This is a genomic window from Actinomadura rubteroloni (genome assembly GCF_002911665.1).
Taxonomy (GTDB): domain Bacteria; phylum Actinomycetota; class Actinomycetes; order Streptosporangiales; family Streptosporangiaceae; genus Spirillospora; species Spirillospora rubteroloni.
The window spans coordinates 1,762,208-1,783,357 of record NZ_MTBP01000002.1; the positions used below are offsets into that span (position 1 = coordinate 1,762,208).

The following is a 21,150-nucleotide window of genomic DNA, read 5'->3' on the forward strand; positions in this document are numbered from 1 at the left end:
CGCAGACGCCGGGGGCGCGCCCGCCGATCGCGGACGCGCCCCACCTGACCTGCACTGACCTGCGTTTAAGACCGGTTCACTCGCTCCCGAGCACCCGGTCGAGGATCCGCGCTCCCGAGCGTCCGTCGTCATGCGGGCAGAACTTCTCCTGGAAGGCCCGGTACCGGTCGGCGTTGCGGGCGACGAGCGCGTCGATGTCCCGGACGGCGGCGATGACCTCCTCCGACGTCCGGAAGAGCGGCGACGGCGCCACCTCGTCGAAGTCGAAGTAGAAACCGCGCACATGGTCGCGGTAGCGGTCCAGGTCGTAGGTGTAGAACAGGACGGGCTTGCCCGTCACCGCGAAGTCGAACATCGACGACGAATAGTCGGTGATGAAGATGTCCGTGACGAGGTACAGCTCGGCGATGTCCGGATAATCGGAGACGTCGATGACGAACGGGTTCTCGCCCGTCTTCGGCTTGTCGGTCACCAGGTAATGCGTCCGGAGCAGCAGCACGTGGTCGTCGCCGAGCGCGGCCGTGGCGGCGTCGATGTCGAATTCGAGCTGGAAAGCGCGCTTGCCGACCGCGAAGTGGAAGTCGTCGCGCCACGTCGGCGCGTACATCACGACCTTCTTGCCGGCCGGAATCCCGAGCCGTTCCCGGACGTCCAGCGCGAGCTGGTGCCGCTCCGGACGGTTCAGCAGGTCGTTGCGCGGATAGCCGGTGTCGATGATCGGCCCGTCGTAGCGGAACGCGCTGCGCAGGAACGGCACGACGAACGGCGACTGGGAGACGAGGAGGTCCCACTGGGGGACGTCCGTCTCCATCCAGTCGGCTCCCTCGGTCCGCTTGTACGACATCTCCTTGAGGTCGTAGCCGACCTTCTTCAGCGGCGACCCGTGCCAGCACTGCACATACGTCTGGCCCTCGCGCTTGCGGAACCAGTCGGGCTGCCGCCAGTTCCCGACGATGAGCTTGGCACGCGCCAACGCCTCATAGTGCTCGCGGCTGCCTTGCAGAATGGTGCGGGCGCCGTCGGGCGGCGGGAACTGGCCGTCCACGGTGACCCAGACGCAGTCCATTCCGGTGTTGCGGCGGCGCAGTTCGTCGAAGACGCCGCGCGGATTGTCCGACGCCTGCCGTCCGCTGAACGCGTCGAACACCGCGAGGTCGAGCAGCGGCTGCTCCCGGTAGCGCGGGTAGTCGACGACCTGGAGACGCTTCTGCGCGTATCCGCCGCGTTCGTCGGGCGCGAGCGCGACGCGGATCCGCAGTTGGAGGATGTCGTCCTTGCCGCTGTGGATCTCGATGTCGTGCCAGCGGACGGTGCGCGGCGCGGGCAGCTCGCGGATCGACCCGCGCGCCACGACCACCGGGACCTCGTGGTCGCCGGTGGCGGCGAGGACGTGCCAGTTCCCGCGCCCGAGCGGGATGTCGGCGCCGAAGCGCGGCATCCGCGACGGCGTGAGCTCGGCGGTGAACGCGTCGCCGTCCCAGGTGATCGGCACGCGCTGCTCCTGGCTCGACCGGCGGCGGCGCAGCACCAGCTCGGCCGGCCGCTCGGCGCCGCCGGACCAGTCGCCGGCGAGGACGAGCCGGTCGCCGTCGGCCCACGCGACGCGCGTCACGACCGGGACGGCCGCCCGAACGATCCCGCACAGATGGTCGAACCGGGTACGGGTCACCGCGAAATGGACGGCGGGCGTCCGTCCGGGCACGGCGTACCGGGCGTCCGCGCTGCCCTCGGTGCCGTCCAGCAGGAGCTTCGTGCCGTCGCTGAGCCCGAGCGTCCAGATCTCGCCGGCCGCGCCGACGCTCGGCGTCCACGCGAACGACCGCTCGTCGCCGAGCCGGGCCAGCGGGAGGCGGGCGCGGAAGGCGAGCGTGCCGTCCGGACGGGTCTCGGTCTCCAGCGGCGCCGACAGCTTGACGCCCATCCGGGTGATCGACGCGGTCAGCTTCGTCCCGCCCGGGAGCGGCTGCGCGAGGACGCCCTCGAACTGCACGTCGTCGCCGACGCGGCGGTGCCCGGTGACCAGCGCGCCCGGCTGCCGGACGCGCAGCCGCAGCCCCCCGGACGGGATCACCTGCACGCGAAGGCCGTCCGGAAGCGCCCACTGCAACGGCCACTTCTGCCGCGCCTGCCGGGACTGGGCGAGCGCGCGGCGGTGCTTGACGCCGTGCGCCGACACCTCGGCGATCACCCGCCAGTCCACCTGGCGGCGGCGGCCGAAGACCTTGAGGTCGGCCGGGTCGATCTCGCCGACGAACCCGGACCACTCGTAGGAGATCGCGGACTGGCCCGAGTCGGCGGTGACGTCCGGCCGCGCCACGCGCTGGATCGGGATCCGCTTCAGCCCGATCTTGTCGTCGGCGAGCAGCCAGAGCCGGATCTTGGCGTCGTCGCGCGTCGCGGCACCGGCCCAGCGGATGTAGGCGTGGCCCTCGATGCGCAGCCGGTCGCCGGACCAGCGGACGTCGTCCAGCGCGGCCACCGCGTCGAGTTCGTCGGTGACGTCGTAGACCGAGTCCGGAATGCGCCGCTCGGCGTCCTCGAAGTACGGGTACTCGGCGTACCAGCGCGGACGCAGCCCGCCGCGCTTCACGACCCCGGTGGACTTGTTCTCGCCGACGCGGACGAACCGCAGCACTTCGAGCAGCTCCGGCAGCATCCGCCGCTTCATCAGGTGGAGCTGAAGGCGCGTCAGGGCGGGCGTGCGGCGCAGGACGTCGTCGCCGATCCGGTCCAGGACGGCGCCGCCGACCTCCATCAGGCCGGGACGGTCCTCGTCGGCGGTGCGCGGCAGGCCCTCCATCAGGATGCGCAGGTCGACGTCCACGAGCCCGTGCTCGTCGTAGTCGGGGACGAGGTCGGGAGCCTTCGCGGCGACGTGGTCGCGGACGTGCAGCGCCGTCCGCACGCGCTGGGAGAAGTTCTCCAGGTCGTAGCGCTCGTCGGTGATGGAACCCGAGCGCTTGCGCCAGTGGTAGACCACCTCGTCCACGACGTCGATCTTCCCGGCGGCGAGGTGGGCGGGGATGGCGACGGGCGCGTCCTCGTACAGGCCGTCGGGGAAGGTGAAGCCGTGCGCGTCCCAGAACGAGCGGCGGTACACCTTGTTCCACACGGTGCGGTCGCGGACGAGCCGGGGCCGCTCGGTGATGTGCGTCCCGCGCGTGGTCTTGCCGAACACGCCCGCGTGCAGCCACGACTGCCAGGCACGGTCGCCGTCCAGCCGGTAGACGTTCCCGCACGCGAGGTCGGAGCCGCTGCGCTCCAGCGAGCCGACCAGCAGGCTGTAGGCGTTGAGCGGGACGACGTCGTCGGAGTCCGCGAACGCCAGGTACTCGCCGGTCGCGTGGCGGATGCCGTTGTTGCGCGCGGCGCCCGGTCCCTGGTTCTTCTGCTCGATGATCCGGAACCGGGGGTCCCGGGAGGCGTACTGCTTGGCGATGACCGCCGAACCGTCCAGCGAGCCGTCATCGACGATGACGATCTCCAGGTCGCGCAGGGTCTGCTCCGCGAGCGACTCCAGGCACGCGTCGAGGTAGTCCTCGACGTTGCACGTAGGGACGACCACGCTGAGCTTGGCGGACATTCGTACCCTCCAGAAGGTCCTCGGCGGGGGGATGGCCACGCGACCGGGCCGTGCGGGGGTCCGTGCCGGGCACCGGTGGGCACGCGGGACGCGACGACACGGGGACGACGCGACGCGAATGACAGGAGATTACCCGACCTTTGGCTACAACAGCGAGCAGACGGCACCTTTGCCAACACTCGGGAAATACACAGCAAACGGCTGTGACGTGCCGTGATTCACCCGGGAACACGTACCGCGGTGATCTCCGCGGCGACCGCCGTTCGCACCGCCGCGGCGAGCACGGCGAACTCGTCCGCGCGCGGTGACGTCGCGCGGAACGCCAGGCCGACGCGGCGGTAGGGGGCCGGGGCGGCGAAGCGGTGCGGGACCAGGCCGGGCGCCGCGCGGGTCTCCACGGCGAGCGCCGTCTCCGGGACGAGCGTGACGCCGAACCCGCCGGACACGAGCTGCACGAGCGTCGCGAGGCTCGTCGCGTAGGTCGAGGCGGCGGCGCGGGCGCCCGCCTCCCGGCACACGTCCAGGGCCTGGTCGCGCAGGCAGTGGCCCTCGTTGAGCAGGATGACGTCCAGGTCGGCGAGCGCGGACCGGGGCAGCGGACCGGCGGGCAGCGCGGCGGCGGCGGACGCGACGAGCACGAAGTCCTCGTCGTAGAGCGTGAGTTCCGTCACGCCGGACGCGGGGACGGGCAGGGCGAGGAGCACGACGTCCAGGCGTCCGGCGAGCAGTTCGGCGACGATCTGCTCGGTCTGCTCCTCGTGGACCGACAGTTCCAGGTCGGGGTAGTCGGCGGCCAGGCGCGGCAGGACGATCGGCAGCAGGTAGGGCGCGACGGTCGGGATGACGCCGACGCGCAGCGGGCCGACGAGCGGGCCCCGGACGGCGTTGACCTCCTCCTCCAGCCGGTCCAGCTCCGCCATGATCACCTCGGCGCGGCGGGCGGCGCGCTCCCCCGCCGGGGTCAGCAGGACGCGCCGCGTGGTGCGTTCCACGAGCCGGGTGTCCAGCGTCTCCTCCAGCGCGGCGACGGCTCCCGACAGGGCGGGCTGGCTCATCCGCAGCGCGGCGGCGGCGTCGCGGAAGTGCAGATGCTCGGCGAGGGCGAGGAACGCGCGCAACTGGGCGATCGTGGGCCTGCTGATAACCGTCTCCTATGGGACGCCGGGGTACCGATCGTTTTCACGGTACCCGGCGTCCGTCCTCAGGAGCCCTCGGCCATCCCGGCGACCCGCGCGAGCATGGCGGCGCGGTCGTTGAGGTGCGGATACGACTCCTCGGGGATGGGCAGGCCGAGGAACGAACACAGCGGCTCCCACCCGTCCCCGGCGCGGTAGACGAGCAGACGGTCTTCCGGGACCTCCCTCTTCACCGTCTCGTTGCTGCGCAGGAACACTTCGATGGCGTATTCACGGTCTTCGAAACGGCCGCCGAAGACGCCGTCCCAGACGAGCGCGTTCAGCATCGCGTACATGTCCTCGCCGACCGCGCCGGCCGGCTTCTCCTGCGCGATGCGGTAGATCGTGGCGAGCGTGCTCTCGTACCAGGCGTCCGGGTCGCGCTCGGTGAGGATGATCTTCGCCTCGGGGTGGCGCGCCGCCAGCTCGCGCCAGAACCGGGCGGCGGGCCAGTCGAGGGTGGAGCGGTAGCCGCGCAGCAGGCCGTCCCAGTCGGCGGGGCCGCCGTGCGCCACGCGGGCCCAGGCCTCGATCTGGCCGGGCTGGTCCAGCACCTCGGTCATGTGGTGGCACGGGCCGAGCCCGAGGGTCTCCAGTGCGGCCTTGAGCGAGGTCGTGCCCGTCCTGCCGAAGCCTGCGCCGATCACGTTGAGCATGGGAGCTCCCGATTCCGGAATTGCGTTCCATCACGGACGGCCCCACGTAATCACCCGCGAAAAGTCTTCCGACATCACCAGTCAGCCACAGTTACTAATCGCCGGAAGCCGGTCGGCAATACCGGCCAAGTCGGCAAAATAGGGAATCATTTCGACGCCGCGCCGGCACGCCATCGCTCTTTCGGGGGTTCAAGAGCGTCCGGGCGTTCCGATCAGTTCGGTGACGAGGAATTCCAGCAGGCCGAGGCGGTCCGGCGTCGTCCTCGGCTGGACGAGCAGGCCCTCCACGAACACGACGACGGTCGTCGTGACGCGGTCGAGCCGGTCCGCCGCGACGTGCGGCGCGAGCAGTGCGCGCAACCGTGTGCACAGGCTGTTCTGCAGCGCCGCCTCCAGTTCCGCGGCGGCCGGCGAGTGCCGGGCGCGCTCGTGCAGGGCGTGGGTGAGGGGTTGCAGCGCGGTGAGCCGTTCGACGGCCCACCGCAGCCGGACCATGACGTCGCCGTCGGCGGGCGGCGTGCCGAGGTCGGCGGCGTAGATGTCGGCGAGGGCGGCGGCGAACAGATCGTCCTTGGACGCGAAATACCACGCGACGGCGGTCCGGGCGAGACCCAGTTCCTTGGCGACCGCGCTGTGCGACAGCGCCGGGTAGCCGCCCGCGCGCAGCAGGCCGACGGCGGCCTCCCGGATCTCGGCGATCTTGGCGTCCCGGTCGACGTCCTGTCTGTTGCGCGGCATGCCCGGACGGTATCTCAGCGGGTGCGCTCCCACGCCTCCTTGGCGTCCCGGACGAGCGGGTGGTCGTGGCCGACGACCAGGTCGCCCGTCGTCCCGGCCCGCTCCCGCGCGGCCGTCGCCAGCGTCGCCCGCGTGCCCGCCGGGTCGTCGTAGGCGCTTCTGACGGCGGGCGGGTAGAGGACGCGGTCGTGCCCGTCCCGCACCGCCGCGACGATCTCCGCCGCCAACCCCTCCGGGGTGCCCGTGCCGAACAGGCCGTCCAGCAGGTCCACGAAGCCGGGCAGCAACCGGCTCGCGCCGAGCGCGGCCGTGTCGACCGGGCCCGGGATGACCTCGACGACGCCGACGCCGGTGCCGTCCAGCTCCATCCGCAGCGTCTCGGTCGCCTGCGCCAGCGCGGCCTTCGCGGCGGCGCTGTGCCCGAGTCCCGGCCACGCGACGAGCTGCCGGATCGACGTCATGTTGACGACCGCGCCGGTGCCGCGCGCGACCATGCCCGGGACGAGCCGGGCGATCAGCGCGAGCGGCGCCCACAGATCGACCTCGAACATCTGCCGCGCCTCCGCACGGTCGCCGACCGCCCACACCGCTCCCCCGGCCTCGCTCCCGGCGTTGTTGACCAGGACGTCGACCGTCCCGGCCTCGGCGGCGACCCGTTCCACCGCGCCGGGTTCGGCGAGGTCGGCGACGAGGACGGTCGCGGCGCCGTCCAGCAGCCGTTCCAGCACGGCCAGCCGTTCGCGGCGCCGCGCGACGGCCACGACCTCGGCGCCCGCCGCCGCGAACGCCCGCGCGGTCTCCCAGCCGATGCCGCTCGACGCGCCCGTCACGAGCACGCGTCGTCCCTTGATCTCCATGGCCTCTCCTCTTGTCATAGCGACAAGACTCACCGTAACCCAAGTCTTGTCACTGCGACAAGAGAACTTTGGTCGGCGGACGGTCGACCAATGGCCGAGGCGGACGGACGGGCGCGGTCCGTAGCGTCCTCGGCATGAGACGTGCGCTGCCCGCGATCGGGCTGTTCTTCCTCGCGCCCGCCGTCGGCGAACTGCTGCTCGGCGCGACGTCGCTCGACGCGATCGCCCTGCTGCCCGTCATGGCGCTGCTCTACGGGGGCGGGGCGCTGCTCATCCGCGAGAGCGTCCGCAGGACCGGACGCGGGTGGTGGTCGATCCTGCTGCTGGGCGCGGCGTACGCGCTGGTCGAGGAGGGCCTGCTCGACCAGATGCTGTTCAACACGCACTACTCCGACCACTACGACATGGTGTCGGTGACCTACGTGCCGTTCCTGGGAACCGGGGCGTACGGACTGCTGTCGACATTGGCGGTGCATGCCGTCTGGAGCATCACGGTACCGATCGTGCTCGTTGAGGCCCTGGTACCGAGCCGCGCACGGGAGCCGTGGCTCGGGAGTCTCGGCCTACCAGTGGTCATCGCGCTGTTCGTATTGGGCACCGTGGTGGTCGGGTGGGGCACCTACGAAGAGCAACACTTCATGGCGTCCGGTTCGCGGCTGATCGGTACGTCGCTGGCCATCGTCGCGCTCATCGTCGCCGCGTTCCGCGTCCGGCCCGCTCCGCCGCATGCCGGGCGCACGGCGCCGCGTCCGCTGCTCGCCGGGACGGCCTCGCTCGCACTGACCGCCGCGTTCATGGCCGTCCTGCAGCCGAGCTGGTGGGGCGTCGCCGCCGCGCTGTCCCTCGCCGCGACGGCCGCCGCGCTCGGCGTCCACTGGTCCCGCGCGCACGGCTGGGACCGGCGGCACACGTTCGCGGTCGCGGCGGGCGCGACGCTCACCTACGCGGGCGTCGGCTTCACCCAGCCGCCCGACTCCGGCTCGTCCGGGACGGTCAACCTGATCGGGCATATCGTGTTCGCCGCCGGCGCGGTGGCGCTGCTGTGGGTCGCCGCGCGGGTCAGTTCCCGGTGTTATGCGCCGCGATGAGGGCGAGTGCGCGGTCCCGGTCGCGGGCGTCCAGGGCGTCCACCAGGTCGGCGTGCAGGCGGTGCCGCTCGGCGATGTAGTCGGGCAGCGGACGGTCGGCGGACGGCAGCACCGACAGCGTGTGCGTCTCGATGACCTCCAGCAGCCCGTGGTAGAGCGACGCCAGCAGCCGGTTCGGGCTGATCGCGGCGATCCGGGCGTGCAGCCGCCAGTTGGCGTGGACGAACGCGACCGGGTCGCTCGCCTTCGCCGCGTCCGCCATGACGTCCAGGTGCTCGCGCAGGCCCGCGATGTCGGCGGGCGAGGCGTGCCACAGGGCGTCCTCGATGAGCAGCGGATCCAGGGCGTCCCGGATGCGGATGGCCTCGGCGACGTCGGCGGTGCCCGCGTCCAGCGCGAGGACGGAGTTGCCGAGCCGCACCATCGGGGACTGCTCCGCCGCGAACAGCCCCCCGCCCGGCCCCGGACGCACCGCCACCAGCCCGCGCGCCTGAAGCAGCCGCAGCGTCTCGTTGAACGTCCCGACCGAGACGCCGAGCCGCGTCCGCAACTCCTCCTTGGTGCCGAGCCGCTCGCCCGGACGGGCCGCCGCCACGAGGTCCGCGACCCGCTCGGCCGCCTGCTGCGCACGCCCGGCCGAACCCGACCGCAGCGCGGGCGCGTCGGCCGCGTCGTCGTACCTCACGGGCGCCTCCTTGAAATGAATATGACGAATAGCATCCCATCTCAAGGCGACCGGCTCAACGCGTCCCCCTACCCGGCGTAGGCCGGAGGCGGGCCGAACAGCCAGTTGCCGGGGGCGTCCGGGTCCGTGCCGGTGTAGTAGTCCAGGACGCACCTGGTCAGCTCGCCGTGGTCGATCGCCCCGTCGCCGTCCAGGTCCAGGCGCGCGAACGCCGCCGCGATCTGGTCGTCCGGCAGGCCCGGCGCGTGCCCGTGGATGAAGGCGGTGTACTCCGTCAGGTCGATCGTGCCCGAGCCGTCGCGATCGGCCACGGCCAGCACCGCGTCGGCCAGCTCGCCCAGCGTGCGCCGCGCCAGCTCGGGATCGTGGACGAGCGCGGTGCAGGCCGTGACGAACTCGTCCCTGGTCAGCCGCCCGTCGCCGTCGGCGTCCAGCGGCGCGTGCAGCCGCCGCCAGATGTTGAGATACGCGTCGATCATCTCCTGCTCCGCCTCGCTGCCCGCCGGATAGCCCAGGGCGCTCGCGGCGCGGCGCCCCATCTCGACGTGGTCGGCCTCGGTGAACGCGCCGTCGCCGTCGTCGTCCAGCCACCGGAAGCTCGCCTGGAACTTGGCGAGAACGAACGGGTGAACCTCAGTGCCGTCCTGCATCGTCGACTCCGTCCTCTTGACCCCACTGAACGGCCCGACAGTACGGACAGGTACGACATGCGCGCGGACAGTGCCGCACGAACCCGTCCAGAAACTCACCCTTCGGCCACTTCACCCAGCAACCCATGCCACCGGTCTGTGACAGGACGGAACGCTTCGCCCGGCGCCCACCCGGCCGTACGGCGTTCAGCCTGTGGTCGGGTGGCGTCGGGATCGGACGTTGACCAGGTCCCCCGCGCGGGGGACCGGGCCTCCCCCCGGCTTGGGACGACTTGACGACGCGGCTTCTCTACCTTTCGAGTCCCCGACCGAATTCAGTGGAGCCACCATGTCTCGCGTCCTTTCCACGCTCGCCGTGGCGGCGTCACTCGCCTTCGGCTCCGCCGTGGCTCCGGCCGCGCACGCCGATACTTATGTTCCCGCCGACGACGGCGGGCGCATCATCGACGTGCAGCGGGTGGACGAGCAGACCATCGACCTCACGATCGACACGCCGCTCGTGGACTCGTACAAGCCCCGGATCAGGCTCTACACGCCCGCCGGATGGAGCCGGGACGCGAACCGGACGTGGCCGATCGTCTACGCCTACGGCGGCGGGCCCGGGACCTACACCGAATGGGCCGGCGCGGAGGGCTTCCCCGAGACGGCCAAGCGCAGCGACGCGCTCGTCGCTCTCGTGGACGGCGGGAAAAGGCAGGGCTTCACCGACTGGTACAACGGCGGGAAAGGCGGCAACCCGCGCTGGGAGACCTTCCACACCACGGAGGTCCTGCAATTGCTGGAACGGAATTTCCGGGCGTCGCGGAAGCGGGCCGCGATGGGCATCTCGTCCGGCGGCCAAGGGGCGGTCACGTACGCGGCGCGGCATCCGGGGCTGTTCACCTACGTCTCCTGTTTCAGCGGGGTCCTGCACCTCACCGGGCCGGGGGTCCCGCTGGCGCTGACGCTCACCGACTACGGCTCGCCCGATCCGACCGTCCCCGACCCGCTCGCCAAATGGGGGAACCCGGTCTTCGACCGGCAGAACTGGATCGACCACGACCCGTACGTCCGGGCCGAAGGGCTGCGCGGGACCGGCCTTTTCCTCTCGGCGGGCGACGGGACGCAGGGGCCGTTCGACGACGACCTCGCCACCGACATCGCGCGCGACGGGCTGCTGAACGGCTTCCAGCTCTACTTCTTCGGCGCGTCGGGCGAAGCGATCGTCGGCGCCACGACGCGGGACCTCGTCGGCAGGCTCGGCCGGCTCGGAATCCCCGTCACGACCGATCTCTACGGACCCGGATTCCACCAGTGGGACTACTGGATCCGCGAGTACAAGAAGGCGTGGCCGCTGATGATGAACGCGATCGGCGGCTGACGTGCACCACTTCCACGGCCGGTGAGCAGCGATCGAGGCCGCTTTGTCACTGCCCGGCGGAGGTTTCCCGCCGCCGTTCTGCCACATTGGCGTCGTGGACGAGAACGGCAGATCCCTCATGTGGCAGGCATGGTCGATGGCCGGAGCCTGCGTGGTCGTGGACCTGTTCATGCTCGTCTTCATCAACTCCGCCGGGGCCGACGGCCGGTGGGTGGCGGTGCTCGTCGTGATCACCGCGGCCACGGACCTGGCGCTCGCGGGACCGCCGAAGTCCGCCGAACTCGTCGCGGTCCTGCGGGCCGCGGTGGTCGTGCTCGTCCCCCTGTTACTGCGGCAGCCGTACCTTTTCGAGATTCCGATCAGCCCGGGGCAGATGGTCGCCGGTTACCGCGCCGGCGCCTGGCTGCGGTTCCCGGCGGCGCTGCGGGCGCTCGCGGCGCTGGCCCTGGCGATCCTCGGCTACGCCCTGGTCCGCGGCGGATGGTGGCTCGACCATCTCTGGGCGGCCGGATTCATCGCGGTCGGCATCGCGTTCGTCCCGTGGATGGTCGGACGGTCCATCACGTCCCATCTGGCGCACCTGTCGCGGCTGGAGCTGCTGGCCGAGCGCCGCGCCGCGGCCGTGTCGCGCGCGGTCGCCGAGGAGCGCAGCGCCATCGCCCGTGACCTGCACGACGTCATCTCCCACCACGTCAGCGCGATCAGCATGCACGCGGGCGTCGCGCGGATGGAGCTGGCCGGGGCCGCGCCCGCCGGCCCGGCCTCGGCCGCGCACCGCTCGATGTCGGAGGTGGAGGACGCGAGCCGGTCCGCGATGGCCGACCTGCGCCGGATGCTGGACGTCCTGCACGGCCAGGACCCGTCGCCCGACCGGCGCCAGCCCGGACTCGGCGACATCGACGAGCTGCTGGACCGGGTGCGCGCCGCCGGGCCGACCGTCCACCTGACGGTCGAGGGCGACGTCGGCCGGCTGCCCGCGGCGCTGGACCTCGCGGCGTACCGCATCCTCCAGGAGGCGCTGACCAACGCGCTCAGGCACGGCGACGGCGGGCAGGTCACCGCCTGGATCGGCCGCGCGGACGGCCGCCTCGCCCTGGAGGTCGGCAACACGCTCGGCGCACCGCCCCGCCGGGACCCGGCGTCCCCCGGCCGGGGGCTGGCCGGGGTGCGGCAGCGCGTCGCCCTGCACGGCGGCGAGTTCCGGTGCGGGCCGTCCGGGGACGGACGCGTCTGGCGGCTCGCCGTGCGGCTGCCCGTGGGGGACGAGTCATGACGCTGCGGATCCTGCTCGCCGACGACCACGCGATGTTCCGCTCCGGCATGCGGGCCGCGCTGGAGACCCAGCCGGACCTGGAATGCGTCGCCGAGGTCGCCGACGGGCGCGCGGCCGTCGGGCAGACGGCCGAGCTACGGCCCGACGTGGCCGTCCTCGACATCCGGATGCCGAAGCTGGACGGTCTCGCCGCCGCCCGCGCGATCCTGTCCGCGCCGGGGAATGCCACGCGCGTGCTCGTTCTGACGACGTACGACCTCGACGACTACGTCCGCCAGGCGCTCCAGGCGGGCGTCGGCTTCGTGCTCAAGAGCCTGCCGCCGGAGGAACTCGTGCAGGCCGTCCGGGTCGTGGCGCGCGGGGACGCGCTGATCGACCCGTCCGTGACGCGGCGGCTGGCCGAGCGGCTCGCCGCCGGGATCGCGCCCGCCGCCCCTCCGCGCGAGCTGGCGCGGCTGACGGCCCGCGAGAGCGAGGTGCTGATGCTGATCGCCGACGGGCTCAGCAACGGGGAGATCGCCGCGTCGCTCGGCGTCGGCGAGGAGACCGTGAAGACGCACGTGTCGCGCGTCCTGACCAAGCTGGGGCTGCGCGACCGGCTCCAGGCCGTCGTCTACGCCCATCGTCATCGCATCGTGGAGCACTGAGCGAAGCCGAGGCCGGCGAGCGCGTCCCGGCCCCGCCCGCCGAGGGCGAGCGTGCGCGCCGCCTGGTACCGGCAGCCGGCCGCCGTGAACGCCGGCGCGGTGGCCAGCAGGCGCGGGACGTCCCCGTCGAGCAGCGCCGCCGCCCGGTCCACCTGCGCCGACGCGACGGGGTTCCCGGCGACGGTGGCGCGGGCCGCCGCGACGCGCTCCGCGGCGTCCGGGTGGCCGGCGAGGACCGACGCCTCCGCGCGCACCGCGACGTACCAGTGCAGCCACACCCAGCAGACCCACTTCCACACCTGGTCCGGCTCGGGCGCGACACGGTCCAGCGCGGCGTCCGCGTCGCCCCGGTCGAGCAGGACGACGGCGTCGCAGATCGCGCCGTAACCCAGGTCGTGCTGCGGCGCGGTGTCGGCCCGGCGGACGACCGCGAGCCAGTCCGTCCGGGCGTCGTCGTCGCCGCGCAGGCCGTGGATCATCGCGACCGACGCGGCGGCGGCGCCGAGCGACAGCGAGCGCGGACGGCCGCTGTGCTCCCACGCGTCCCGGAACCGCGCGGCGCCGGTGAGCACCGCCCCGGCGTCGCCCGCGAACGCGTCCGCGACGAGCAGCCAGGACGTGGCGTGGTGGCTCGCCTCGGCCAGCAGCGGGTGGGCGGCCAGCCGCGTCCCCCACCGGCGGGACCGGTCCAGCGCGCCGACGCCGAGGGCGGTCCCGGCGGCGACGGTGAGGGCGTCGATCAGCTCGTGCGTCGCGGCGGGCGTGGGCGGCGCCCCGGCGAGGACGTCGATGCGCCGCCGGGCCGCGTCCGCGACGGCGAACGCGTCGCCGGTCCAGCTCCGGGCGCCCGACAGCGCGTCCAGGGCGGCGGACTCGGCCACCGGGTCCCCGGTGCGCCGGGCCAGCTCGACGGCCCGTTCGGCGGACGCGACGGTCTCCGCCGCGGTGTGGCCGGTGTCGCCTTGGAGCGCTCCGAACGCGTCCGCGAGCACGGCCGCCTCGGCGAGCGCTACGGCCGCGTCGCCGCCGGACAGGGCGCGGGCCTCGGCGAGCAGCGCCGCCGCCTCGTCCTCGGCGGGCAGGTTCGTGAAGGATGTGGAGAAGCGGTACGCGGCGGTCGCGGCGGCGGCCAGGTCGCGTCCGGCGGCGGCGGTGTCCCCGGCTCGGCGGGCGGCGTCTGCGGCGGCGCGGTGCAGCCGGTACAGGTCGTCGCCGATCCTGCGGCATCCCGCGACGGCTGCGGCCCGGCGCAGCGCTCCGGCGTCGTCGGCCAGGACGCCGGCCTGCTCGAACCGCTGCTGCGCCTCGCCGAGCAGGTTGCGCTCGAAGGTCAGCTCGGCCAGCGACAGGGCGAGGGCGTGCGCGTCGGCTCGGTGTTCGGGCTGGTCGGCGGCCCAGGCGAGGGCGGCGCGCAGGTCGTCGAGCCCGGCGTCCGGCGGCGCGGCCGAGCACCAGCGCAGGTGCCGGGCATGGACGCCGGTGAGTTCCCCGGCGTCCGCGAGCCGTTCCGTCCCGTACTGACGGACGGTCTCCAGCGCGTGGTACCGCGTGCCCGTCGCGGACGGCGTCACGGCGAGCAGGCTCTGTTCGGCGAGCCGGCCGAGCCCGTCGGCAACGGCCGCCGCGTCCAGCGGCGCGAACCCGGCGACCTGCGCGGCGGCGCCGGGGGTGAACGGCGCGACGAACACCGCGACGCGGCGGAGCAGTGCGCGGTCCTCCGGTTCCAGGAGGTCGTGGCTCCAGTCCAGGACCGCGCGCACCGAACGGTGACGGTCGTTGGCGCGGGATCCGCCGGTGAGGATCCGCAATGGGTCGCCGAGGCCGTCGGTGAGGCCGTCCAGTCCAAGCGTGGGCCACCGCGCGGCGGCCAGCTCGATCGCCAGCGCCATGCCGCCGAGCCGTTCGCACAGGGCCGTGATCCGGTCGCGGACGAGCGGGTCCGGCGTCCAGCCGACGGCCGTCGCCCGGTCCACGAACAGCGCCGCCGCGTCCGACGCGTCGCCGGCCCGCGACAGCGGCGGGACGGCGTAGACGCGCTCGAACGGCACCATCAGCCGGGCCCGGCTCGTCACGATCACCCGCAGCCCCGGGCAGGACGTCAGCAGCCGTTCCAGGAAGGGCGCCACCCCGTCGCGGACCTGCTCGCAGTTGTCCAGGACGAGCAGGGCCTGGCGGTCCGCCAGCGCGGCCGGGACGGCGTCGGCGACGTCGTGCCCGAGTTGTTCGCCGACGCCCACGGCCGCCGCGACTGCCGCCGGGACGCGGCCCGGATCGGTGACGGGGACGAGGTCGGCGAACCACACGCCGTCGGGGAAGTCGGCGGCCACGTCCGCCGCCACCGCGAGCGCGAGCCGCGTCTTGCCGACGCCGCCGGGCCCGAGCATCGTCACCTGCCGGTGCGCCCCGACGGCCTCGGCCAGCTCCGCGCGCTCGCGCGCCCGGCCCACGAACGACGTGAGCGGCACCGGCAGCGCGGGCGCGGGCCGGGTCCGCTCGGCGGCGCGGCGGGACAGCGCGCGGCGGTCGGGCACGTCCAGCTTGCGCAGCAGGGACGAGACGTGCGACTCGACCGTCCGGACGGAGATCGTCAGCCGCGCGGCGATCTCGGCGTTGCTCCGGTGCTCGCCGAGCAGCGCCAGGACTTCGGCCTCACGGGCCGAGATCACCGGAACGGTCACCCATTCATTATCCGTGGTGTGTTCCGTGGTCAGCACGGATGCGGCTTTTGCCCGGTTCAAGAAAGGCTGTGACCACGGCGAACACGCCGGACCCCCGACCTCCAGGAGCGACCGTGAACCCCGTCCCGCGCTCGCGCGCCCGGCGCCGCGACGACACCGAGCACCGGCTCGTCCACGACGCCGATCTGTGGGCGGCGACGGCGGACGGCGCGCCGTACCTGGTGCCGCTGTCCTTCGAGTGGGACGGCCGGACGCTGCTGCTGGCCACGCCCGCCGCGAGCCCGACCGGCCGCAACCTGGCGGGCGGGACGGTCCGGCTCGGCCTCGGCCCCACCCGGGACGTCACGATGATCGACGGGACCGTCGAGACCCTGGACCTGGACGCGCTGCCGTCCGGGCGGGCCGACCGGTTCGCGGCGCGCACCGGCTTCGACCCGCGTCGTCCCGGCACGCCGTACCGCTGGTTCCGCGTCACCCCGCACCGCGTCCAGGCATGGCGCGAGGCGAACGAACTGCCCGGCCGGGACCTGATGCGCGACGGCCGCTGGCTGATCTGAAAAAACAACTGAGGAGACGATGATGAGCACGAAGTACGAGGGATTCACCGCCGAAGAGCGGGCCGCGATGAAGGACCACGCCCGCGAGCAGAAGCAGGCGGCGCGCCGGGGCACCCGCGCGGACAAGGCCGAGCAGGCGGCGCAGGACGTGCTCGCGAAGATCGCCGAAATGGACGGCACCGACCGCGTCATGGCCGAACGCGTCCACGCCGTGGTCACCGCCGCCGCGCCGATTCTCGAACCGAGGCTCTGGTACGGAATGCCCGCCTACGCGCTGGACGGCAAGGTCCTCTGCTTCTTCCAGAGCGCGGCCAAGTTCAAGGCGCGCTACGCGACGCTCGGGTTCAGCGACCCGGCGAAGCTGGACGACGGCGCGATGTGGGCGACGGCCTTCGCCCTGACCGAGGTGACGCCCGAGGTCGAGGAACAGATCGCACGGCTGGTGACGCGCGCGATCGGCTGAACCGCGTCCATGTCCGGCCCGGCTCGGGAACATCCGAGCCGGGCCGGACACGTTCTGACGTGCGCGGACGCCACATCCAATGGACACTGCCGTCTGTTCGGGTAAGCCAGATGTTGCCGACGAGTAAGTATCCATGGTCAACTCGCGCACATATCGTTCCTCGTGTTCCGTAATCGGCCGAACACACCCCGACGACTATTCTTCGCAACCGACGCGTGCCGGCCTCTTTCTCGCGCCGCCCACGCCATGAGGAATATCGACCGCCGCGATCATCCATGCCTTTTTCGTCCGCGGCCCGAATCCAACGGGCCGTGCGCTTTGCGCTGCGCGTGAAAAGGGTGAACGCACGCCGAAGGAGGCCCTGTGGGGTTAGGAAGACTCGATCTCGTCGGCAAGCTCTACCAGCCCGCGGTATGGCCGAAGGTCGCGACCGCCGCCCGGGGCGCGACACCGGACGCCCCCGTCGTCGTCGACCTGGACCCGACGACCTTCTGCGACCTGGCCTGTCCCGAATGCATCAGCGGAAAACTGCTGAACCAGGGCCGGCTCACCCCCGCCCGGCTGGCGGAACTGGCCGACGAGATCGTCGCGATGGGCGTCGACGCCGTCATCCTCATCGGCGGCGGCGAACCGCTCGCGCACCGGGGCACCCGCCGCGCGCTGGCGACGCTCGGCGCGGGCGGCGTCGCGATCGGCGTGGTCACCAACGGGACGCTGATCGGCCAGAACCTGGACGAACTCAGCCGCTACGCCTACTACGTGCGGGTCTCGGTGGACGCCGCGTCCACCGACACCTACGGCCGCTTCCGTCCCGACCGGCAAGGCCGCAGCGTCTTCGACCGGGTCATCGGGAACATGCGCGCATTCGCCGCGAGAAAGAAAGGCGCGCTCGGCTACTCGTTCCTCGTGATGACGCGCGAGGACGGCACGAGCAACCACCACGAGGTGCTCGCCGCCGCCGAACTGGCCAAGGACATCGGCTGCGACTACTTCGAGGTCAAGGCGATGTTCGACGACGAGCACCACATCGTCGGCGTCGCGGACGCGATCCTGGAGTCGGTCGAGAGCCAGCTCGCGATGGCGCGCAAACTCGAAGGCGACGATTTCAGCATCATCGACTCGTCCACGCTCGCCGCCCTGCGCGCCGGCGCCGGACGCGACCAGCCGAAGGACTACGCCACCTGCAAGGTCGCGAATCTGCGGACGCTGATCACTCCGTCCGGCGTCTACATCTGCCCTTATCACCGGGGAAATCCGAAAGCCCGGCTCGGCGACGCGGTCACCGATTCCCTGCCGGTGATCTGGCGGGACGCCGACCGCGCCGTCATCGACCCGCGCACCGACTGCACCTTCCACTGCGCCCGGCACGATTCCAACCTGGAACTGGACCGGATCGAGGCCGGAAAAGGCCGCGAACTGCTCGCCGCCGACGACGACCTCTTCCTTTAGCAGCCCCGAGCAAGGAGACGCGACGTGAGCCCTCGATCGGTCAAGGTCAACTCGTGGAACGGCTGGGACCCGCTGCGGCACGTCATGGTCGGACGGGCCGACGGAACAATGGTCCAGGCCCCGGAACCGGCCGTCCGGCGCGACTTTCCCGACGACGGTTTCCCGCTCGGCGCCTACGGCCGGATCCCCGACGAGATGACGGCGGCGGCGAACGAGCAACTGGACGGTTTCGCCGCCTTGCTGGAAGGCCGCGGGATCCGGGTGGAACGGCCGGAGCCGATCGACTTCAGCCAGCGGGTCGGCACGCCGGAATGGACGCACAACTCGATGTTCGGCTGCATGCCGCCCCGGGACGTCCTCATCACCGTCGGCAACGAGATGCTCGAAGCCACCATGTCCTACCGCAGCCGGTGGTTCGAGTACCTGTGCTACCGGCCCGTCCTGCAGAAGCTGTTCGAGGCCGACCCGGACGCGCGCTGGGAGGCCGCGCCCAAGCCCCGCCTCACCGACGCGTCCTACAACACGGGCTTCTGGGACACCTACAACCAGCTTCCGCTGGAGGAGAAGCTGGACCGCGTCCGCCGCAACGACCTCGCCCTCACCGAGGCCGAACCGCTGTTCGACGCCGCCGACATCGCGCGCTGCGGCAAGGACCTGTTCGTCCAGCTCTCGCTGGTCACCAACCGCAGCGGGGCCGACTGGCTGCGCCGCCACTTCCCCGACCACCGCGTCCACCCGGTCTCGTTCACCAACACGCACCCGCTGCACATCGACGCCACGTGGGTGCCGCTGCGTCCGGGGCTCGTCCTGCACAACGGCGAGCGGCCCGCCGAGCCGGAGCTGACCGAGTACTTCAAGGTCAACGACTGGGAGGTCCTGGAGGCGGTGCAGCCGGAGAGCTGGCACCACGAGGCCCGGCTGTCGTTCTGCAGCCCGTGGCTGTCGGTGAACATGCTCAGCCTGGACGAGAACACGCTGTGCATCGAGGAGCGGGAGGTGCGGCTGGCCGACCAGCTGACCGCGTACGGGTTCGAGATGATCCCCGTCCCGTTCCGCGCGGCGGCCCCGTTCGGCGGCGGCCTGCACTGCGCGACCTGGGACATCGAGCGCGAGGGGACGCTCCAGGACTACTTCCCCCGGCGGCATGGCCGGTTCTGAGCGCGCGGTCGAGGGAGTGGTGTTCGACTTCAACCTCACCCTCGCGCGGCTCGTGCGCTGGGGCGGCACCCACCAGGCGGTGTTCGACCGGCTGGGCCTACCCGAGGCGGGCCGCCGGTGGGGGGACCGCTGGCGGAACGGCCCGCTCGACGGCGAGGACCACCGGGAGCATTCGGTCGATCCGGTCAGCTACCACCGCTGGGAGCTGGACCGGCTGCGCAATCGCGCGCGGCGGTGCGGCGTGCCCGCCGACCGGGTCGAGGACGTCGTCGTCGAGCTGGACCGCGTCAACAAGGCGCTGGTCATGGAGCCCTACCCGGACGCGGCCGACGTGCTCGGCGAGCTGCGCCGGCGCGGCCTGCTGGTCGCGGTCTGCTCGAACTGGTTCTGGGACCTGCCCGCCGCGCTCGACCAGACCGGCCTCACCGGCCTGGTCGACGTGGCGGTCACGTCGGCGCGGGCGGGCGCGCGCAAACCGCATCCGCTGATCTTCCACCGCACGCTCGCCGCCTGCGGGCTGCGACCGGACGAGACGGTGTTCGTCGGCGACAGTTGGCACGCCGACGTGGAGGGCCCGCTCGCGGTCGGCATCGCGGCGATCCACCTGTGCCGCCCCGGGGAACGTCCGCACGAGGGGCGGCCGGACGTTCCCCGGGCGTCGTCCCTGTCGGACGTGCTGGACCTGGTCGGCGAACGGACGCGCGCGTGACCCGGCGGCTAGCCGCCCAGCCGGTCGAGCACGTTCCGCGTCACCCGCTCGACCTGCGGATCCATCCGTCGTCCGACGATCGTCGGCCAGTCGGTCGTGGCGGCGGTGAACACCGTGCCGCCGCCCGGGACGGTGTGGACGCCCATCGTCGCGGCGGGCGGGCTGGTGATCTCCGGTTCGCGCGGCGGGCAGTTCCAGTGGTGGAAGCGCATCGCGTAGTAGTCGGCCACGGGTTCCAGGACGTGCAGGCCCAGGATCAGGAAGGAGGGCGGCGTGCCGTCGGCCCCGGTGGCGCGGGCGACACCGGCGGCGTCGAACGCGAACGCCGCGCCGTCGCACTCGTAGCCGATGAGCGGCGTCCCGGCGCCGAGGAAGTCCTGCGGGCCGCCGTCCGCGCCGTCGCGCAGGCCCGTCCCGGCGAACGCCCAGTGGCCGGCGTGCTGGACGGCGAACCCCCCGCGCGGCCGGTCGCCCGGCCACTCCCCCGGCCACATGCCGCCGTTGCGGAAGCTGACGCCGGTGAGGGCGTTCTCGGGGCGTCCGGCGCCGTCCGGCGGCCACCACTGGTCGGTCGCGGGCAGGTGCGGGAAGACGCCGTCGACGTGGTGGTCGGTGTCCGCGACGATCGCGGTCCCGTCGTCGGTGACGTGGGTCCGCCACCAGCAGGTGTTGGCGCTGAAAAAGGCGATGTTGCCGCCGGAGGCGACGAATTGTTCGGCGTGCGTTCGCATCGCCTCGGTCCAGTATTCGTCGTGCCCGACCGAAAGAAGCAGGCGGTAGCGGTCCAGGAGTTCCGGATCCTCGTGCAGATCCAGATCTGTGCAGAAATCGATCGCGTAGCCTTCTTCGGCGAGCCACTTCACGAACGGGGCGTCCCAGTAGGAAAGGTCGTCCACGCCGCCCGGACGGCGCATGCTCACCTTGTGCCCGCCCGGACGGACATAGACCGGATTCTCGTACAGGCTGCTGTTCCGCGCGCCCGTGCCATTGTCGGCGCGGTTGTAGGCGTGGCGGGTGAACGTCGACTTCTTGTAGAGGATCGGCCCGGACTCCGCGCCCGGCCGGGGCCGGACGACGAAGAACTCCCGGCCGAACCCCCGCACGCCCTCGGGCGGGGCGCCGCCGGGCTCGGTGACGAAGACCGCCAGGTAGAGGCCGGGACGCTCCGGCGCCGCACACGTGAACGCGGGCCAGTTCCAGTCGGCGGCGGGCGACGCGGGCTCGCCGGGAACGTCCGGGTGCGGCGGCACGGGCGCGACGCCTCCCGGGAACCAGGGCGTGTTCCCGGCGAACTCCAGCCGTTCGGCGACGCGGTAGAAATCGGCGCGGAATCGTTCGGCCGTCGTGGAGACGTGGAGCGTGAGAACGTCCCCGGATCGCACGCTCTCCCGGCCCGGATAACCCTCGATCACGTTCGCCCTCCG

At 72.5% G+C, this 21,150-nt stretch carries 18 protein-coding genes; 9 read left to right on the top strand and 9 right to left on the bottom strand.

The window, feature by feature from the left end:
* Positions 1-76: 76 nt before the first annotated feature.
* The 5 genes from BTM25_RS19610 to BTM25_RS19630 all read right to left on the bottom strand — a co-directional run bounded on the left by BTM25_RS19610 (position 77) and on the right by BTM25_RS19630 (position 7,009).
* Complete coding sequence (locus BTM25_RS19610) at positions 77-3,583, bottom strand: bifunctional glycosyltransferase/CDP-glycerol:glycerophosphate glycerophosphotransferase (RefSeq protein ID WP_103564292.1); 3,507 nt, start codon at positions 3,581-3,583, stop codon at positions 77-79.
* A gap of 218 nt (positions 3,584-3,801) precedes the next feature.
* Positions 3,802-4,701 (bottom strand): LysR substrate-binding domain-containing protein, encoded by a 900-nt coding sequence (locus BTM25_RS19615; RefSeq protein ID WP_235828496.1) that lies wholly within the window; start codon positions 4,699-4,701, stop codon positions 3,802-3,804.
* 83 nt (positions 4,702-4,784) lie between these two features.
* Positions 4,785-5,414, bottom strand: a complete 630-nt coding sequence (locus BTM25_RS19620) for a sulfotransferase family protein (protein WP_103564294.1) — start codon at positions 5,412-5,414, stop codon at positions 4,785-4,787.
* A 189-nt stretch (positions 5,415-5,603) separates the two neighbouring features.
* Entirely contained in the window at positions 5,604-6,152 is a 549-nt protein-coding gene (locus BTM25_RS19625) for a TetR/AcrR family transcriptional regulator (RefSeq protein ID WP_146059085.1), read from the bottom strand.
* A 14-nt stretch (positions 6,153-6,166) separates the two neighbouring features.
* Entirely contained in the window at positions 6,167-7,009 is an 843-nt protein-coding gene (locus BTM25_RS19630; RefSeq protein WP_168212163.1) for an SDR family NAD(P)-dependent oxidoreductase, read from the bottom strand.
* 134 nt (positions 7,010-7,143) lie between these two features.
* Between BTM25_RS19630 and BTM25_RS19635 the strand changes: the two genes are divergently transcribed.
* Complete coding sequence (locus BTM25_RS19635) at positions 7,144-8,097, top strand: hypothetical protein (RefSeq protein ID WP_103564297.1); 954 nt, start codon at positions 7,144-7,146, stop codon at positions 8,095-8,097.
* Here the strand turns inward: BTM25_RS19635 and BTM25_RS19640 are convergent.
* Together BTM25_RS19640 and BTM25_RS19645 are read right to left on the bottom strand one after the other, a co-directional pair.
* Positions 8,069-8,782, bottom strand: a complete 714-nt coding sequence (locus BTM25_RS19640; RefSeq protein WP_205648156.1) for a FadR/GntR family transcriptional regulator — start codon at positions 8,780-8,782, stop codon at positions 8,069-8,071. The genes BTM25_RS19635 and BTM25_RS19640 overlap by 29 nt on opposite strands.
* Positions 8,783-8,850: 68 nt before the next feature.
* Positions 8,851-9,432, bottom strand: coding sequence for an EF-hand domain-containing protein (locus BTM25_RS19645; protein ID WP_103564298.1), 582 nt, complete (start codon positions 9,430-9,432; stop codon positions 8,851-8,853).
* Positions 9,433-9,760: 328 nt separating this feature from the next.
* On the opposite strand from BTM25_RS19645, the gene BTM25_RS19650 reads away from it, so the two are divergent.
* The 3 genes from BTM25_RS19650 to BTM25_RS19660 all read left to right on the top strand — a co-directional run bounded on the left by BTM25_RS19650 (position 9,761) and on the right by BTM25_RS19660 (position 12,712).
* A complete protein-coding gene (locus BTM25_RS19650; RefSeq protein WP_146059086.1) occupies positions 9,761-10,792 on the top strand; it encodes an alpha/beta hydrolase in 1,032 nt (343 codons plus the stop codon).
* 94 nt (positions 10,793-10,886) lie between these two features.
* Entirely contained in the window at positions 10,887-12,065 is a 1,179-nt protein-coding gene (locus tag BTM25_RS19655; RefSeq protein ID WP_103564300.1) for a sensor histidine kinase, read from the top strand.
* A complete protein-coding gene (locus BTM25_RS19660; RefSeq protein WP_103564301.1) occupies positions 12,062-12,712 on the top strand; it encodes a response regulator in 651 nt (216 codons plus the stop codon). The genes BTM25_RS19655 and BTM25_RS19660 overlap by 4 nt, the downstream gene beginning before the upstream one ends.
* Here the strand turns inward: BTM25_RS19660 and BTM25_RS19665 are convergent.
* The gene (locus BTM25_RS19665) at positions 12,691-15,390 is read right to left on the bottom strand and encodes an ATP-binding protein (RefSeq protein ID WP_103564302.1); all 2,700 of its coding nucleotides are present in this window, start codon (positions 15,388-15,390) and stop codon (positions 12,691-12,693) included. The genes BTM25_RS19660 and BTM25_RS19665 overlap by 22 nt on opposite strands.
* A 113-nt stretch (positions 15,391-15,503) precedes the next feature.
* Here BTM25_RS19665 and BTM25_RS19670 point away from each other — a divergent pair, with 113 nt between their 5' ends.
* The 5 genes from BTM25_RS19670 (at position 15,504) to BTM25_RS19690 (ending at position 19,726) form a co-directional block, all read left to right on the top strand.
* A complete protein-coding gene (locus BTM25_RS19670) occupies positions 15,504-15,947 on the top strand; it encodes a pyridoxamine 5'-phosphate oxidase family protein (RefSeq protein WP_103564303.1) in 444 nt (147 codons plus the stop codon).
* 22 nt (positions 15,948-15,969) lie between these two features.
* Positions 15,970-16,410 (top strand): iron chaperone, encoded by a 441-nt coding sequence (locus BTM25_RS19675; RefSeq protein ID WP_407923394.1) that lies wholly within the window; start codon positions 15,970-15,972, stop codon positions 16,408-16,410.
* 363 nt (positions 16,411-16,773) lie between these two features.
* Positions 16,774-17,859: a radical SAM protein gene (locus BTM25_RS19680; RefSeq protein ID WP_103564305.1), complete on the top strand. Its 1,086-nt coding sequence runs from the start codon at positions 16,774-16,776 to the stop codon at positions 17,857-17,859.
* 24 nt (positions 17,860-17,883) lie between these two features.
* Positions 17,884-19,017, top strand: coding sequence for a serine/threonine protein kinase (locus BTM25_RS19685; protein WP_103564306.1), 1,134 nt, complete (start codon positions 17,884-17,886; stop codon positions 19,015-19,017).
* Positions 19,004-19,726 (top strand): HAD family hydrolase, encoded by a 723-nt coding sequence (locus BTM25_RS19690; protein WP_103564307.1) that lies wholly within the window; start codon positions 19,004-19,006, stop codon positions 19,724-19,726. The genes BTM25_RS19685 and BTM25_RS19690 overlap by 14 nt, the downstream gene beginning before the upstream one ends.
* A gap of 8 nt (positions 19,727-19,734) precedes the next feature.
* Here the strand turns inward: BTM25_RS19690 and BTM25_RS19695 are convergent, their stop codons facing one another.
* Positions 19,735-21,138 (bottom strand): N,N-dimethylformamidase beta subunit family domain-containing protein, encoded by a 1,404-nt coding sequence (locus tag BTM25_RS19695; RefSeq protein WP_168212164.1) that lies wholly within the window; start codon positions 21,136-21,138, stop codon positions 19,735-19,737.
* Between the last annotated feature and the right edge of the window lie 12 nt (positions 21,139-21,150).